Annotated in this window: 15 protein-coding genes and 1 tRNA gene; 5 read left to right on the top strand and 11 right to left on the bottom strand. The window is 61.2% G+C overall.

The genetic code is table 11. From position 1 onward, the window contains the following. Positions 1–303: 303 nt before the first annotated feature. Positions 304–1,740: an ATP-dependent RNA helicase DbpA gene (gene dbpA / locus IEY31_RS17685; RefSeq protein WP_229723756.1), complete on the top strand. Its 1,437-nt coding sequence runs from the start codon at positions 304–306 to the stop codon at positions 1,738–1,740. A 224-nt stretch (positions 1,741–1,964) separates the two neighbouring features. On the opposite strand, the gene IEY31_RS17690 is transcribed toward dbpA, so the two are convergent. The 5 genes from IEY31_RS17690 to IEY31_RS17710 form a co-directional block, all read right to left on the bottom strand. Then, complete coding sequence (locus IEY31_RS17690) at positions 1,965–2,498, bottom strand: hypothetical protein (RefSeq protein ID WP_188974279.1); 534 nt, start codon at positions 2,496–2,498, stop codon at positions 1,965–1,967. Between the two features lie 428 nt (positions 2,499–2,926). Further along, a complete protein-coding gene (locus tag IEY31_RS17695; protein WP_229723757.1) occupies positions 2,927–3,814 on the bottom strand; it encodes a trypsin-like serine protease in 888 nt (295 codons plus the stop codon). A 389-nt stretch (positions 3,815–4,203) separates the two neighbouring features. Then, on the bottom strand, positions 4,204–4,518 hold the full coding sequence (locus IEY31_RS17700) for a hypothetical protein (RefSeq protein ID WP_188974280.1): 315 nt from the start codon (positions 4,516–4,518) through the stop codon (positions 4,204–4,206). 156 nt (positions 4,519–4,674) lie between these two features. Beyond that, positions 4,675–5,589: a MerR family transcriptional regulator gene (locus IEY31_RS17705; RefSeq protein ID WP_188974281.1), complete on the bottom strand. Its 915-nt coding sequence runs from the start codon at positions 5,587–5,589 to the stop codon at positions 4,675–4,677. A 451-nt stretch (positions 5,590–6,040) separates the two neighbouring features. Then, positions 6,041–6,370 (bottom strand): hypothetical protein, encoded by a 330-nt coding sequence (locus tag IEY31_RS17710; RefSeq protein WP_188974282.1) that lies wholly within the window; start codon positions 6,368–6,370, stop codon positions 6,041–6,043. Positions 6,371–6,560: 190 nt separating this feature from the next. Between IEY31_RS17710 and IEY31_RS17715 the strand changes: the two genes are divergently transcribed. Both IEY31_RS17715 and IEY31_RS17720 read left to right on the top strand, forming a co-directional pair. Then, positions 6,561–8,852: an ATP-binding protein gene (locus tag IEY31_RS17715; RefSeq protein WP_188974283.1), complete on the top strand. Its 2,292-nt coding sequence runs from the start codon at positions 6,561–6,563 to the stop codon at positions 8,850–8,852. Between the two features lie 193 nt (positions 8,853–9,045). Continuing rightward, a complete protein-coding gene (locus IEY31_RS17720; RefSeq protein ID WP_188974284.1) occupies positions 9,046–9,603 on the top strand; it encodes a hypothetical protein in 558 nt (185 codons plus the stop codon). A 719-nt stretch (positions 9,604–10,322) separates the two neighbouring features. On the opposite strand, the gene IEY31_RS17725 is transcribed toward IEY31_RS17720, so the two are convergent. Further along, a tRNA-OTHER gene (locus IEY31_RS17725) sits at positions 10,323–10,394 on the bottom strand. 694 nt (positions 10,395–11,088) lie between these two features. Between IEY31_RS17725 and IEY31_RS17735 the strand changes: the two genes are divergently transcribed. Continuing rightward, on the top strand, positions 11,089–11,940 hold the full coding sequence (locus tag IEY31_RS17735; protein ID WP_188974286.1) for a hypothetical protein: 852 nt from the start codon (positions 11,089–11,091) through the stop codon (positions 11,938–11,940). Positions 11,941–12,007: 67 nt separating this feature from the next. Here the strand turns inward: IEY31_RS17735 and IEY31_RS17740 are convergent, their stop codons facing one another. The 5 genes from IEY31_RS17740 to IEY31_RS17760 form a co-directional block, all read right to left on the bottom strand. Beyond that, positions 12,008–13,615: a hypothetical protein gene (locus tag IEY31_RS17740; RefSeq protein ID WP_188974287.1), complete on the bottom strand. Its 1,608-nt coding sequence runs from the start codon at positions 13,613–13,615 to the stop codon at positions 12,008–12,010. Between the two features lie 225 nt (positions 13,616–13,840). Beyond that, complete coding sequence (locus IEY31_RS17745; protein ID WP_188974288.1) at positions 13,841–14,068, bottom strand: hypothetical protein; 228 nt, start codon at positions 14,066–14,068, stop codon at positions 13,841–13,843. 55 nt (positions 14,069–14,123) lie between these two features. Beyond that, positions 14,124–15,332: a tyrosine-type recombinase/integrase gene (locus IEY31_RS17750; protein WP_188974289.1), complete on the bottom strand. Its 1,209-nt coding sequence runs from the start codon at positions 15,330–15,332 to the stop codon at positions 14,124–14,126. Next, the gene (locus tag IEY31_RS17755; protein WP_188974290.1) at positions 15,325–15,525 is read right to left on the bottom strand and encodes an excisionase family DNA-binding protein; all 201 of its coding nucleotides are present in this window, start codon (positions 15,523–15,525) and stop codon (positions 15,325–15,327) included. Before IEY31_RS17755 ends, IEY31_RS17750 begins: the two co-directional genes overlap by 8 nt. A gap of 143 nt (positions 15,526–15,668) precedes the next feature. After that, positions 15,669–16,061, bottom strand: a complete 393-nt coding sequence (locus tag IEY31_RS17760; protein WP_188974291.1) for a hypothetical protein — start codon at positions 16,059–16,061, stop codon at positions 15,669–15,671. Positions 16,062–16,452: 391 nt separating this feature from the next. Between IEY31_RS17760 and IEY31_RS17765 the strand changes: the two genes are divergently transcribed. Continuing rightward, positions 16,453–16,654 (top strand): transposase (locus tag IEY31_RS17765; protein WP_188974292.1); only part of this gene is annotated, 202 nt, incomplete at its 3' end.

The raw sequence follows: 16,654 nt of genomic DNA on the forward strand, positions 1-16,654 counted from the left end.
GTCCACGGAGCTGTACAGGGCAACATCCCACACGAATTAAGCAGTGAGCGTCGCTCAATCTGATACGGATTCCGCCTGGAATGAACCCCAGAGACAGGACCAAAAGCTAAATCACTTCGCCCCGGTCAGCGGCTACGCTGACCCATTCACTGGCCCTGGCCTGATCCACCGTTGGCGTAAAGAGTGCGAGGCACGTGGCGAGGCTGCGTTCATCGTCAACGGGCAGGAGACAGTCTTCAAAAAGCTGAGCCTTCATGGCCTGAGCTCCCGTGAAGCAGTTCCACTCAGAGCAGTACACTGGAAATGCTCAATTTTGGCGGCCTACAGCATATGAATTCAAAGCCATTCACGATCCTGCCCCTGAAAACCAGTCTTCTGGCCAACCTCGCCACACTGGGCTACCACCAGATGACAACCATCCAGGAGAAGAGCCTGCCGCACGTCCTGAAGGGGCGTGACCTGATCGCGCAGGCCAAGACTGGCAGTGGTAAAACGGCCGCCTTTGGCCTCGGCATCCTGAGCAAGCTCGATCCGGCGTCGTTCGCCATCCAGGGGCTGGTGCTGTGCCCCACGCGCGAACTGGCCGACCAGGTGGCCGGCGAGCTCCGTCGTCTGGCACGCGCAGAAGGGAACATCAAAGTGCTCGCCCTGACCGGCGGCACGCCACTGCGCCCTCAGGTGGCCTCGCTTGAGCACGGCGCCCATATCGTGGTCGGCACGCCTGGCCGCCTCCGCGATCATCTTGGCCGCGGCACCATCGACCTCGCCCACGTTCACACGCTGGTGCTCGACGAAGCGGACCGCATGACAGACATGGGCTTCTACGACGAGATCGCAGGCATTGTCCGTGCCTGTCCCAGGCAGCGCCAGACCCTGCTGTTCTCTGCCACCTACCCAGATGACATCCGCCAAGCCACCAGAAGCTTCCTGAACAATCCAGCCGAAGTGATTGTGGAAGCGCAGCATGCGGGCGACCAAATCGAGCAGCGCTTCTACGCAGTGGAATTCGACGAGCGGGACGCTGCTGTCGGACGCCTGCTCAGGTATTTCAGGCCCGCCTCGGCGCTGGTCTTTTGTAACACCAGGGCCCATTGCCGGGAGCTGGCCGAGGAACTGCATGCCCAGGGCTTTTCGGCCCTGGCTCTGCATGGTGATCTGGAACAGCGCGAACGCGACGAGATTCTGGTGTTGTTCGCCAACCGCAGCTGCTCGGTGCTGGTTGCCACTGATGTGGCCGCGCGCGGCCTGGACATCGCCGATCTTGACGCCGTGATCATTGCGGACGTGTCCAGGGATACGGAAGTCCACATCCACCGTGTGGGCCGCACTGGCCGTGCGGGCGCGACTGGCTTGGCCCTGACCCTGTGCGCACCCAACGAGAAAAAGTGGGTCGGACTGATAGAGGAGTATCAGAACGCGCCAATCCACTGGCACGCGCTTGACGACCTTGCCCCCGACAGCGCCGGGGCGGCGACTGCGCCTATGGTGACGCTGTGCATTATGGGCGGAAAGAAGGACAAGCTCCGTCCCGGCGACGTGCTGGGCGCCCTCACAGGTGATCTGGGCCTGAGCAAGGAACAGGTCGGGAAGATCAACGTGACTGAATCCACGACCTATGTCGCGGTCGACCGGCACGCGGTGGACCAGGCGTTCAGGCGCCTGAACGACAGGAACATGCCGGGGCGCGACGTTGGTACCATCAAGGGCCGCCGCTTCCGGATGCGTCTCATCAAGGTCTGAACCGTCAATACCCAGGGTGTTCCAGTCTGTGTCGACGGACAGGGAATCAGCGGAAGTCAGGCCGGACAAAAGCACACCTTCAGCGTTTCTCCCGGAGTGTTGGCCTGATTGGAACCCATCATGCGGCACGTGGCGCAGTCCAGAGGGACACGACTCTTTATCGCCCAGGTGGGTGGCGAAGACGCTGCAAATCGCGTGAAAGTCTTCCAGGTCCAGTTGCCCATTCACTTGAGCCTGTGCATCGCGCTGCGCCACTTGTCATGTTGCGTGGTCATCGCGGCGTTGCACAGTGCGTGGTGTTCTTTGGAGGTACGCGCCTTCCTGATGAATTCGTCGGCGATGCAGCCGCCCGAACAGTGCGAGAAGTCCGTGTCGACCTTGTTGACTTCCAGGTCCGCCTCGTAGAGGTGCTTCACGGTCGGCTCGTCCCTGACGTGCAGGCGGGCTTGCCAAAGCGCCTGGCGGCGTACCTCGATGATCGGGGACGCCGCGGGTCTAAGGCGAAGTTGCGCGTCGACTTCCTTGCTGCGCTTGCGAATGGTCTCCCAGCGGGCGCTCAGGTCGTTATGTAACTTCTGGTGCTTGTCGAGCAGCACGACTGCATCCTTGAGTGTCTGGGGCAACTTGAGGTTCGGGAGTGTGAAGTCCTGCCCGCGCGAAAGATCGAAGGTCAACGAGAGGGACAACTGGGCCGAAGCGTTCTGATAGTCGAAGTCCTGCATCCACGCAAAAGATCCAAGCGTGGAAAGTCCCAGCACTCTCTCCGTAAGGCACGAACAAGGCACGCCAGCCTCCTTGCATCAGGCATATAAAGAAAAAACCCCCTCTAGGGGGGAGTTTCTGTGGTGTGCCCGAAGGGATTCGAACCCCTGGCCTTCTGATCCGTAGGTGGAAGCTCGGTGATGTCCCTGGTGTCCGTTGATGCTCCCAGAAGCCTAGAATTCCGTGTTTAAGCCACTTTCCAATCCTACTTCCTATCCCTTAACCGCCTTCTGACGCCTCTGGCGCCTGCCCATATAAGGCACGCGCAAGGCACGGTGTGGAGTTGCACCTGCGCCCAGATCCGCGTCGAAAAGAGCGAGGCGAACTTGTTCAAGATCCAAGTGAACCACTTCGGAAGGGGTGCCATGCTCAAGTCTGATAGGGGAGTAGCCTGCTACTCCCCTGTGGATGGCCAAAGTCCAGCTCAGGGGGTGAGTCCAAAGGTGGCGAGCCAGGCCAGGTCGTCCGGGCGATCCACCCGGTACACGCCACTCGTTCCGGCGCAGGTGGGATTGATTGCGAAGGAAGTAACCCCACCCACCACGTTACTGTCGCCGATGAAATTCGGACCGCCCGAGTCGCCGAAGCACGTGCCGCCGGTGTTCGAATTGTTCGAGAGGGTCATGTACACGGGGTTAAGGCGGATCAGTTTGGGTTGGGCGACCATGCGCTGCCGGATGGCGACGTCCTTCCACGCGGCCGGGTCCGGGTAGGCTTCCTGCAGGCCGTACCCAACGGTGGTGAAGGTCACACGGTTTTTGCCCAAGTTGGTGGCAAGGGTGTCCAAAATATTCAGTTGAGGCAGTTTGCCGTACTGGTTCCCAGGGGTCGCATACGCCGAATCCAACACCACCATGCCCAGGTCGTTCAGGTAAAAGGGGCCACTGTAGAAGTCGGGATGCGTGTAGGCCTTGCCGCTGGCCTGACCCACGCAGGGGTAACCGCTGTCAGCCAGCGCGTCGGTGCGAACGATGTTGCAGGCTTCGGCCGGTGTCTTGCCAGCCAGAATGGCCGCCCTGTAGCCCGCATCCACCGGGATGGGGCCAGCATCGAACCAGATTTCCACATGCTCGGCACCATCGGTGCAGTGGCCGGCGGTCAGGTAGTGGGTGGAGTCGATCAGAGTGCCGCTGCACCTGAATAACGGTGCACCGTTCTTGTCCTGAGCGATCATCAGACCCACGTAGGGATGGCCTTGGCCGTCGAGGTCTCCGCCCTTGGTGATCTGCGGATCAAGGAGGACGTCTCTGGTTACTGGAGGTGAACTGCTACAGGCAGACAGAGCAAGCAGGCCAACCAGCACTGTAAACACTTGCCATCTCCTCATAATCTCTCCCTGGCCGACGTGTTAAGAACGGGATGAATCCGAACAAGCCCGGTCGTGTCGCTACTGTCGTACCGGTGCGGTGATGTGAAATTTTCGGCCTTGTCCCCATCTTGAACCGTCGGCCGGAATTTTCGTGAGAATCCCATGTTCTTTTTTTGGATTCTGCTTTATGAATAGAGCCCCACGCCAGTTGGGAAGTCTGGTGGTGTCTTGCCTAACCTACCCTAACCCGGACAGGCTACCGGGATCGGCTCAGGCGAGCCTCAGGCTTTACTTCATACCGCCCAGTTCTTGGGGAGAACACTACCTTTTCGTTATAATTCTGATCGGACCCTATAGGACTGGAACACACCTGTTTTGTGAGCTTGAAGGAACTACGATGCGTTCTCTGCTATGATTACGTCGCCACTGTACGTGACATGGAAAGTCACCTGCTCGCTGATTTTCGCAACCTCTGTAAGCCACGCCATGCCTTTTGTAGCCCATTCCTCAGCATGTTCACGTGATTGCCAAGTACCGACAACCATTCTGGAGTCATGCCCTGTTTGTACAATAGCAAACTCAATCAGGCCGGCCTGCTGACGGACCAATGCCATCAAGCTTGCGTCAGTCTCTTTCGATACTGTCTCCAGCGTTCCAGGTGCGTACTCAACATACGAGACACGGACATGTTGGTCGATTGCCTTCATATGAACCTCTCCTTGACCCCGAGAATGACTGGCCTTGATTAACCTCGAGCTTCAGAACTTCGTGCCTGCACAGGCGCCTTGTGCGCCCGTCGCCGCGAAGAAGCCCTCCTCCACCAAAAACCCGCAGCAGATCTACGCCTCTGTGTCGATATACAGTCAACCGCTATCACTGCCCCGCCCTCCAAGGACCCTCGGCACCACACACCCAGAGTCGTCCGGCCGGACCAGCCACCGCACATCGGTCACCCATCTCCCAGCCTCCGCGGTATCCCACGGACCCACATGGAACACTTCCTGCTGTAGAAACTCCCCTGCCCCCCGCTGCACCCGTACCCCCGACCGCTGAAGGTGCTCGAACAGCATCGTCATCACATGCCAGATGTGCTCATACGGCCCCGTATGCTTCACCCCGTACCAGAAACCTGAAGGCGTCGTGCCCACCAGAACTTCTCCCTCAGCCGGGACAGGGTCAGTCAGCTCGAAACCCGCGTACACTTCTACACCTTTATGCACGCCCCGCATGTCCTGGATCGGTAGGCTGAACACCATAGGTGAGCCGGCCGGTGTCACACCACGCCGCGTCAGGAAAGCGCGTACCGTCCTGAAGGCCTGTTCCCGATCCTTCTCGAACCCCTTCATCTGGGTCACGTAGTGCACGCACGCCCAAGACCGCGACGACCGCTCCTCGGCAATCACTTCGTATTGCTGTCCGGACCACGGGTAGGCCCTCACGCGCTTCAGTGACTCCAGACCTTGCTGCCGGTCTCTGATCTCCTGCTCAAGTTGCGCGATCTTCCAGTCGATCAACGCCCCCTGATGCTCCAGCGTAGGATCTCGCATAAAGTCCCGGAGCATTTCTACCGTGAGGTCAAGCACGTGCAATTGAGCCAGAAAATGCATCTGCTTACGCTGAGCTTCGGTGTACGACCGATATCCCGTGTCCGAATCTACAAACGCCGGCTTGAGCACCCCCACCTCGTCGTAATACCGCAGTGTTTTGACCGGGAATCCTGTAAATTTCGCGAACTGCCCAATGGTGTAGAGCGCCCGTTCACGTGGATCGCTGACCATGGAAGCCTCCCGAAGGCTGTGACGTGCCTACACCGGCTGAGGTGCGGAGACATCTATGCGGGACGCCAGGGAATGTAGCCATAGTGCTGCCTTGTGTCGCAGGGAAGCCTGTCGTGTCGGGACAGGCCGTGCGCGCGTGGGTGTGTATTGACACTCCGCCGCCACCCGGGCACTCACGCGCTGAACTTCGAACAGGAAGCGGGCCTGGTTGGGATCCATAAGGGTTCCTCCTGCCTTCCACGGTAGACCCTACACCTACTGGAGAGTCAAGCAGGCGCACGCGCACCGCGCGTGACGCTGTGTCAACCAATGAGCCCCTTGCCAGAGGCTGGGGGAGACGCCGCTCCAAACCGGTCTGTCCGGCTGTTGGATAAGGTGGAGGGCTTCTCGCTTAAATTCGTTACCAGAAGATTCTGCGGGGAGTCAAGGTTGTGCCTCCCATGATCGACGCTTAACTCCACCTGTACAAAATTGACTGAACCCCAACATCGGTCTTACCCAGTTTCCAGTTCGTGCGGTCAGGGGTGAAGTCCTGCCGTTTCCCATCGGGGAGCAGCGCCAGAACCAGACGGGCAACTTCCAGAGGACACAGCGGATGCTGGTGAAAGAATCGCTCAATCTGGCGAATGACGGAAGCCGTCTGAGCGTTGCCCGGGCAACGCTCGGCCAGTGATGCGTGGCGAACGTCTTTGGCCCCGATCAACGCCAGGACGAGCAGAGCGAGCAGTTCCACCTGATTTTTGCGGTAGGCCGGGAAGTGAGAGACGAAACACAGCGTCAACGATTTCAGAGCAGCGGGAGACGCGCTCTGTTCTCGCGTGCTAGACGACAGATTTCAAGCCCCTCGAAAACTGTCGGGTACTGAGCGGATTTCGGTCGCCGGGCGCTTTTGAGGAACAAGCTCCCATCCCAAACTGGCACTCCGCAAAGGTGTTGCGATTTCAGATCGCGCTTGCCTTTTACACTGGAGCATGAGCGACCCAAACCTTGGGAGCCAGGTGCCCAGACCGCCTTTCCCTTCGGACCGTCTGATCGGGCGAGCGGATGACTTAAAGCTTGCGCTCGCTCTGCTCGCCCAGCCGCACGTGCGTCTGCTCACCGTACGGGGACCAGGAGGAATCGGCAAAACTCGATTCGTCTTGGAACTCGCTCACACCCTTACGCCGCAATTCGAGCTTGGGGTTGTATGGATAGACCTTGTGTCACTACGCGACCCCGCGGAAGTGTTGCCAGCGATTGCGCACGCACTCGGTGTACAGGGATCTGAGGGACTGTCCGCACGCATCGGTTTACGTGGTCTGCTGCTTGTTCTCGACAGCTTCGAACACCTCATCGGTGCGGCCACCGACCTGGCTGCCCTCCTCGCGCAGGCCCCCCACCTGCGTGTCATCATTACCAGCCGTGTGGTACTGAAACTGCATGGTGAGCAGGAATTCCCGCTCGGCCCACTTTCGACGAGAAAAACGGAAGCTCGTGCGCTCAGCCCGGCGGCCGAGCTGTTCGTGGAACGCGCTCGGGCGATCGACCCACGCTTCTGCTTAACGCCGCGCATCCAAACGTTGGTGACACGGATATGCGAACAGCTCGACGGCCTGCCGCTGGCATTGGAACTCGCCGCCGCGCGACTGCGCGTCGTGGAGCTTGACGGCCTGATTGAGTGGCTCGACCGGTCCCTTGACACGCTGGCTGACGGGCCTATCGACAGTGCGCCGCATGCGGCATCCATGCGCGCAACGCTCCAATGGAGCGTGGATCTGCTTACGGTGGAAGAACGTACCGTGTTCGGTACCTGCGGCGTGTTCATCGGTGGCTTCACACTCTCCGCCTTGGCCGCCGCCACGCAACGACCGGACGTGTGGGTACTGCTGACCCGGCTGGCCGAGCATAGCCTTGTGCACCCCACCCATCCCATGACAGGACATGAATCGCGCTGGGTGATGCTCGAACCAGTGCGGGCATACGCAGCTGAATACCTAGAAACCAGCGGTGGTGAGGAGGTGCGAGACCGTCACGCTGATTACTTCCTTGCACTGCTGGAGCGTTGCCAAGTGCAGGTCAATGACCTTACGGCCACCTCATTGAGCGTTCTGAGGACTGAGGACGCGAATATGCATGCAGCCTTGCTGCATTTTGTGTGTAGAGGCCGGTGGCAGGAGGCATGGCGCATGCTGGCCGACGTGCTCACCACGTACTGGCATGTGACGGGCTTTCACGCCAGCCCTCGGCGCTTCATCCTCGACATGGTGTACGGCGCCATCAACCTCGCTGCTCCCGAGCAGCGTCGTTTTGCTCAAGCAACGCTCGGCGCACTCGTTGTCCACGATCAGCACGATACGCGGCGGGTTGATCAAGCCATCCGTGGCCTGCAAGACAGCATTGAGGCGTTCCACGAGCAGGGCGACGGGTCATCCGAGGCTTATGCCCTCAGTTGTCTTGTGAAACTGCTTATCGACTGTCATCAGGCTGAGCATAGCCTCCAATACTTTGAGCGCTTGCGAGACCTGCCGTTCACACGTGAGCATACGGCCTTTCGCGCAAATGTGTTGCATAACCTCGGCGTGACCTACAGCATCCTAGAACGGTATGGGGCGGCCCTCCAGCACCTCGAGGCCTCGCGCACGCTCAAGGAGGAACTGCATGACGTGGCCGGACTCGCGTGGACAGCGCAGGCCCATGCCTGGATTGCATACCGCACGAATGCTCCGGAAACGGCATGGACGCAGGCAACGACCGCGTGGCGCTGGCTGCACGACGTTCAGGACGTGAACCTCATGTCCCGACTCCTGCGATTGTTCGCCTTGCTCGGAGGCCCTTCCGAGCAAGGCGAGTGGACGGTTCGCCTGCTGGCCTACGACAGGCACTTGCGGTCCACAACCGGACAGGCGATGGACGCGCGTTATGCGGGCCCCATCGCAGAACTGCGCGATCGCCTCTACGCTCAGCTGGGTTCAGTGGCTTTCGACAACATCTGGCATGCTGCAGGCGAGGACGACGCGCCCAGGGTGCTACAGGCTGTCGACGAGTGGCTCCGCGACAGCCCAAAGTCGCGGGCGGTGTCTGACCCCACGAACAGCCTCACTCCGCGTGAACGAGACGTACTTCGAGCCCTGGCGCAGGGCGCAACCGATAAGAAGATAGCGCAGCAGTTGGGAATCAGTGCCGGCACGGTCAGCAAGCACGTGACGAACATGCTCGGAAAACTGGACCTACGTAACCGCGTGGAACTTGCCCGCTGGGCAGCGCAGCACCACCTCGAGGGTTGACCCCCAAAACTCCCCATCCGGATAGCGGCCCGGATGGGGCATTCTACCGTGGCGCGGGCACGATACTCGGCCCTAAGGTGAGGCATCAGGAATGCGCCGACGCCCAGCAATGCTTTTCGTGCTGGCGCTCATAAGGAAGCCTGCGGAGGTGCGGCTGATGCCCAGGGGTTGGGCTGCTGGCCTGGAGGACAACATGATCCGCCTGCGTTTCCTCATCTATGCTCTGCTGGCCGCGTCTTGGTTCGCCATTTCGGCTCTCACGCCTCTCTTTCCTGGTCGGTTGGCGACGACAACCGCCGAGGTGAGTGCAGCGGGTTCGGCGAACGTGCCGGATGGCTGCGCCTTCACCCTGCCGCAAGTGTGGCTGGACGGCACGCCACTCACGTTTCCACACGGCGCGCGGCACTTGAATATCAGGGATGCCATCAGCGTGGAGATGACCAGCCTCACGGCTTGGCATGCACCTCCACTCGCGGCGCTGCTGAAGGCGGAACGCGAGGTGGCGCGGCGCGATCCTGGCATATCAGTTACAGTCCTACACCGCTCAGCGAGGTCGTTCGTGCTGCGGTTCGAACGTCCCATCATGCGCGAGGTGCGCTACCTGGCAAAAGTACGCAGTGCGGACGGCAGGACACTGTGCCAGCTGGACGTCTATGAGTACGACCATGATCCCGACGTTGTCAGCCTCGCGCAGGCCTTGCTCTCCTCCTTTACTGCCTACGAGCATGCTGAGCTCACGGTGCTGCGCTGATGGTCCAATTCGGTAGAACGCTGAAAATAGGGTTCTGAAAGGCAGTCCTTAAAGCGCTCACGAGCTTGCGCGGTCACCTTCATGGATTGTCGCCATGGACCAACGCCGTTTAGGGCCTGGGGTTGATAGGGCAAACGAGCGTGTTGAGCGCATAAAAGGGAGACGATATGGCTAGATACTCAGTAGCTGACCACTTCGTTTTTGGCCGCCCCAGACGACGGGAAGGTCACCTTCCGGGGCGCCGGCCATCACGTGCTCGTGGTCTAGAACGGCGCCGGTTTCCATGTCCCTGCCACGCAGGGACAGCCCCCAGGGATCCAGACCGTCACCCTGCCACCCTCTGCCCCAGAGTTGCAGCCCGCCGAGCGGCTCTGGGCGCTCACTGACGCCACCGTGGCCAATCGAGCATTCGACACCCTGGACGACTTCTCGGAGGTGCTGGCCGAACGTTGCACCTGGCTGAAACACAGCCGGACCTCCTCACCCAGCACACCCTCTTCCACTGCTGGCCTCTATCAACCAACTAATCGGAGTCCGTATGATATGTGGCGCACCCAGGACGCCGGCACGGTCTTCCCCCTTTTTCTTCGATTCTCTGGCCGACTGAGCAATAACAACAGGACGCAGATCTTAGCTGCGTCCTGTCAGAGATGGACCTGAGATCAGGAATTGAACCTGCGGGGCCAGTGGCGCTCCCAACGAGCCGCCCCGGACAGGGAAGCCGTGAATAGGGCTCGAACCTGTGTCCGGCCGGAGAAGGAGCCGACCGCTCTACCAGTGAGCTATCACGGTTTCCCATCCGAGTATGCCCGTACGGGGGGCTTCAGGCATCCGTCATTCGGCGCAGGGGCCGTCCGCTGAACACGCCCCGTTGACGCAGCCACAAGGCCAGACTTGAGCTGTACACACTCACGCCATGTACCAGTTCCGGCCGCTCGTCTCCGGATCGACGCCCGTCTCCAGACAGACCTGACGCACGATCTCACGTGTGCAGGGCGCTTCCCCGGATAGAGCCATCCATGGCAGGGACAACTGCGCCCAGACACGTGTGTTCGAGTCCAGCTCACCGCCGCTATGCCGGTGCCACCAGGCCACGTCTGCCGCTATCAGGCGCGTGGCCTTGCCGGGGCAGACCGCGTCCAGGACCTCGTCCAAGTCCAGGGCATACAACAGGTTCATCCAGCCGTCGCGCGTACGGTTCCATGCCCCCGCCAACAGGTTCCAGGTGCTGCTTCAGTGTAGATGGCACCAGGGTGGAGGAGCAGTGCCTGATGATGGAGGCCGCGCAAGCCATTTAAGGCAGTCGAGCTGGAGATCCCCAGGGCGCAGTCGCGACCTGGTGTCACTGCGTTCCAGGCCCTTCGTCGACGGTCTACCATCAATGCAGATGATGTCAGAATGCTGTGCTGGACGGGGTTGACTGTGCGAGCGAGGCTGATCCAGTGTGTGCTGCCCCGCCTGCGGTCTGGCGGGGCAGGAGGCTTCATGACGCAGTCCGAAGACCAGTTGAATCTTCACGCCGCCCGTCTCTACCTCACCCGCCTGCTGCCTCACCTGGCCCCGTTTACCCAAAGGGAGTTGCAGGGCCTTACGCTCAAGGCTGGCCTGTGGTCCCTGTACCGCCAGACCCAGCCAGCCGAGCCGAGGCTCACGGATCACCTGCAGGCCCATGCTCGACTCCTGCGGGGCTACGGCAGCGAACTTGACCGCCTGGAAGCTCAGCACCTGCGTCAGGCAGACCGTCGCGCCACACCGCCGCTGCTTCCCAGTGGAGAGGACGTCAGCTCTCTCCCTCCAAACCTCGGCCTGGAGGAGATGCAGCGGCTGGCCCATCGGCTGGATCTGCCGTGGTTCACCCGCCAGCCCATCACCCGGGCCAAAACCCAGGTCAGTTACCGGGTCACTCGTTCTTTTGAGCGTGCCCTGCAGGACGCCTGGAAAGAAGGCGCACCACGTGGAGCCTCTCGCAGCGTCCTCCAGGCCACGCTCGCGCTGGCGTACCTTAGTCTCCCGGAGTTCAGAGCGCGCGTGAGACAGGTCCAGGACATCCGCTACGCGCCCACACCTGTGACCACGGTGTCCGAGGAGGCCAGAAATGTCGCCACGCTCCTGACCCGCTGCCGGCTGCCCGCCCACGGTGCGCCGGCCCTGCGCAACGAGGTGGTGCAGCTCAGCTACCGGACCACGCTGGCGGCGAACGCCCTGCTGCGCCGCAGTTTGCCGTCCGCCGAGCGCACGCTGGCTTACCTGCACATCGATCTGCTCGCCCTGTATCTCACCGCCCCCGACATCCGGACGATGATCGACATGGCCATCGAGGACCGCGCGCAGAAGTAGCTCATCCAGGCAGCACAAAGCGGGCGGGACAGCACGGTTAGTGTGCTGTCCCGCCTGGAAGTTTGATTCAGTCTTCCGCGTCTGGATCGCTGAACTCGCTGAAGTACCCCTGATCCAGCAGTTCCTGCTCTTTAGGTTTGTAGTACGACCTCGACACGGTTTCAGGCAGGTCGCCCAGCAGGGTCGCCGCCTGCTGAATGTCGCGCATCGTGGCGTTCTCCCCGGTGATGATGTGCGTGGCGACATGGTGCCGCACGATATAGGGCCGGTAACGGTGCCCCCTGACCTCCAGGCAGGTGCTCAGGATGCCTCTGTAAAACATCGCATTCAGGCACCGTTTCCACTTCACCGGTCCCTTCAATCCCGTGGTCCGGCCCCGCGAGGGCAACACCCAGGGGCACTGTTCTTCAAAATCAGCACCGATGTAGACCGTCAGCTGAGCACGCCACCACTCAATCCACTCTGTGGCGGCCTTTGGGAGCTCCAACTCATAACGCCGGGGAACTTTGCACCGCTCAAGGTTCTTGGTTTCCTCAGGCTCGAACTGCACGCACCAGCGTCCCCGATTATTCTTGTACAGATGTTGGCCCCAGCACATCATGGTCCAGTTCTCCAGACGGATGGGCATGAAGGGGGCCAGTGCGAAGAACATCGCGGTTCGGCGGCGGGTGTACGTCTGGTTGACGTAGGCATTGCCACGCCGATTCCGGGGCACATGGATCTTCGCGTGCCGGGCGACCTCATGCATCTGCTTTGGGGTCAGGACGGGCACAGCCTGCAGCTTGACGGCCTTTTTGTGGTTCTCCCGCTCCACCTCAATGCCCAGCTGGTACATCCTGATCCAGGGGGCCTCCGGGTGTTTCGAGAACGGCTCATAGCCACTCTTCAGCTCCCCCATGATTTCCAGGTAGCGGGCGACGCCACCTACCGAGAAGCACACCTGCCTCACCATGGAGTACCCGCCCTTCTCTTTGCGCTGCGGGTACCAATGGGCGAACCGCTCGAGCAGATCCAGGTCGACCAGGTCAATCAGGCGAACATCCTGGCGACCCTCCTCCTTCACGCAGAACTCAAGAAGCCGGTTCAGGCCATGCCGATACCCCTCGAGTGTTCTGGGGCGCAGCTTTCGCCGCTTGAACAGGCGCCAGCCTGGGCCGAAGTAGGCCTTGTCGCCATACGCCAGCTGCAAGTGAGCAAACTGTTTTGCGGCAGCTTCCGGCCACTCCGTATGTAAAAAGGGTGGCAGCGGGCTCGCTCCGGTCTCGTGCAGCTCGCGCCAGGTCTTCGGCCGGTACTCCTCCAGATTGAGTACGGGCTGGAGATCCCGCCGGAGGGCCCGAATCCAGGACTGCAGGCTGCTGGCCAGATGAGGTTTGAGCCCGCCTTTGAGCCTTTCGCCTGCTCCCTTGAGGACAGCCTCAATCACGTGCTGCTCCTCCAAGGCTAGGAGCGAAAACGGTGCCTCGTGCAGGTTTTCGTGCTCAGCGAAGCCCAGGCAGAGATCCCGCAGGGCACGTCGGTAGTTCGCCAGGTCCGAGGCAGAACGCTCTCCATTGAGACCGCCTTTGCCATCATGTCTGGGAAGCGACTTCCAGTAGTCGAAACCCTCTTGCATATTTTTCGGTGAATTCTCTTTTACCTGTGTCATTTTGTTTACTCCCTTGCTTGGATTCATATATCGCTCTTGTTCACAACGAAGTCAACTTCTGTGGCGTCGACGTAGAACTGCTTTGTTGTGAACAAAACTTGACTGTCGTGGACTACAGGTGCCAGGAACGGCCGTAACATCGGCGTTTTTCAAAGGCTTTCTGACCAGCATGGACACGGACGGACCCACGCGGCGTGCCTTGTTGCTGAAACCCCCGAAAACGATGCTGAAGGCTGTCCAGCACGGGATTGTTTAAGCGTGTTTTCTGTCAGAGAGACGGCGGGGTCCAGGCGTTAAAAGCTCAGCCCGGCTCAGGCGTTTGCTCCCGCGAAACTCGTACTCGCGCAGTTCATCGGCCTCCACCATGCGTTTGAGCGTCCGCTCGGAAACACAGGTGATTCGGGCCGCTTCCGGGTACGGCACCAGGTCACTCTCGGGAGAAATCAGTGTTTTCTGCTCTGTTCTGGTGTTCTCGTTCATGGTGTTTGCCTCTGAGCAGGCCGGGAGCGCTCCCCCGGTCATGCTGGGAAGGGGTTCAGGCCCCGACGCGGAGAACGCCGTCGAGCGTCAGATTGTCCGGGCCCTGCTGCAGCAGGCCGCTCATCCCGGTCACATGCAGGCGGTGCTCATGGCTGTAGACCGTGCGGTAGGTGTTCAGCGTCAGGCTCACGTTCTCGTGCCCCAGCCAGGTCTTCACCACTTCTGCCGGGACGCCCCTGGCCAGATGCAGGCTGGCGCTGGTGTGCCGCAGGCCGTGGAAGGTCACGTGCTCCAGCCCCGCCCGGGTGCCGAATTCACGGGCCAGCGTGGACAGCCGGTCCGGGTGGAACGGGGTGCCCTTCAGCGTCGTGAAGATGTGGCCGCTGTCGATCCACTTCGTCCCCACCATCACCCCGAGCGCCTGCTGCCGGACTTTCCAGGCGGCCAGCAGCGCCACCGTCTCAGGAGCCAGGGGCACGGTCCGGTCACCGGCCTCGGTCTTGGGGGTTCCGGGTGTTGGGCGGCCCCGGACCACCACCAGGTTGTCGCGCACGTGCAGGAGGCCCCGCCCTAGGTCCACCTGTTCCCAGCGCAGCGCGGCCGCCTCGCCCCGCCGCAGACCCAGCAGGCCCGCGATGTGGAACACCGGGCCGGCGATCTCCTCGAACGGCGCGGCCGCCTGCAGGAACGCCTCCAGATGCTCGGGGCTCAGGGCCCGGTTCTGTTTGACCCGCCGGGGGACCCGGGCTCCGAGCAGCTCGACATCCTTGGCGACATTCCGGGGCACCAGGTCATTGACCACCGCGAGTTGCAGGGCCTGCCGCAGCAGGGCGCGCACCTGGCGCAGCAGGGAAAGGCTGTAGGTCCGGGCCAGCAGCAGGTACAGCTGCTGGATGTGCTGGGGTTTGAGCTTTTGCACTTTGAGCGGTCCGAGATGCGGTGCCAGATGCAGCCGGATCAGGTCCTCGTTGTTCGCCAGCGTCTTGGGCTTCCACTCGTCCCGCCGGATGGCGATCAGCTCCCCGAGCAGCGCTTCCACGGTTAGGGTGTGGGGGCTCCGGAGCAGGCCGCGGCTGTGGTCGGTCAGCAGCTGGGCCAGCACCAGCCGCGCCTCGGCTTCGGTGGGCACCACCCGGCTGACCTGCTGCTGGCGGCCGCCGGTCATGGCCACCGTGACCTTGACCCGGTACTGCCCCTTGTATGGGCGCAGGCTGGCCGCCCCGTTCGGTGCCTTGGTTCGTTTCCTGGGGGCCGCTTCAGGCATGGCTGGCCTTGCGCTGCTCGTGCTGGCGGTGCTGTTCGGTTTCCCACCCGCGCACGGCTTCAGCGGAGATGCGGAATTCCTTCTGTCCGACGCGCACCGCGAAGATCGCGCTGGAGTGAACCATGCCGTAGACGACTTTTTTGCTGACGCCAAGGTACTCGGCAAATTCCTGGATGGAGAAGTAGTGTTTCAAGTTCGAAGCCTCCTAGAGGAGAAAGGGCTTCGGCGTGGTGGGGGCCGCGGCTCGACGCGCAGGGCGGAGCGGGTCAGCAGGGCTGACGGGGCGGGGTCAGGTCATCACATCGTTTTGAGAAGCACCACAAGCCATTTAACCGCTCAAAACGATGCGGCGGTGCGGGGCTCCACTCCAGCGTGGACCTGGGGCCGGATGATCCTTGGCCGCGTTCGTGGCGCGATCATGCAACCTTCCGCCCGGTCGTACTCGTCCCGGACGGCCCGCTGGATCAGGGCCACGAGGGCGTGAAGCAGCACGTGCAACTCTTCCCAGTTCGGCAAGGCAGCCAGAGCCCGGAGGGCGCGGGCCCGTCCCAGCAGGCGGGCGAAGCCGAACACGTTGAGTCCACGATGGGTTCCCCGGTTGAACATCCGATTGACGGCCTCGAAAGTGCTCTCCACCTGGGCATTCCCAGCTTGCTTGCGGCGCAACTCGGCATGACGGCTCGTCCTGCGAGAGCCGTACGGATTGGAGGTGCGGGAAAGGGAAGTCATGGGAGGAAACGTGCCCAATGGGGCCGTAACAACCACCGTAGAACATGAAACGCTCGCTGTCTATGGTCAAGCGCGGTTGTTTGAGCATCGTGCGTGCTGGAGGGCATTTGTGCGCTATTGCTGGTTCTGCTGGTGCTGTGGGGAGAGACCGACCATCCTCTCGTCAACCACTCAATAGGTCGGATTTCCCCCGTGAGGGTGACCCGGTAATATTTACAGCAAATGACAGAATAGTTGCAGTGCAGAGCGAAGCCTGGGCCACTCCTGGAGCAGTTCGGGGACCATCATAAATTTGCTCAGCGTGGAGCTTTTTTTCTGTCATTTGCTCTAGAGGCTGGAGGACAGGCCATCCAAAATTGCGGGAGGGTTTCTGCTGGGTTCAGAATCGGGTGTGACGCGACGTGCCTACCCCAGCGATGTTGATGACGAGACGTACCACTTTCTGCTGCCGTATCTGGCCCTGAGTCCAGAACACGCTCCACAGCGGAAATATCCCCTCCGAGACGTGTTGAACGCATTGTTCTGGATGAGCCGCACTGGAGCGCAATGGGAATATTTACCGCATGACTTTCCCCCGCCTGAGATCGTGCGAT

Origin of the sequence: Deinococcus aerolatus (assembly GCF_014647055.1) — a bacterium.
Lineage (GTDB): Bacteria > Deinococcota > Deinococci > Deinococcales > Deinococcaceae > Deinococcus > Deinococcus aerolatus.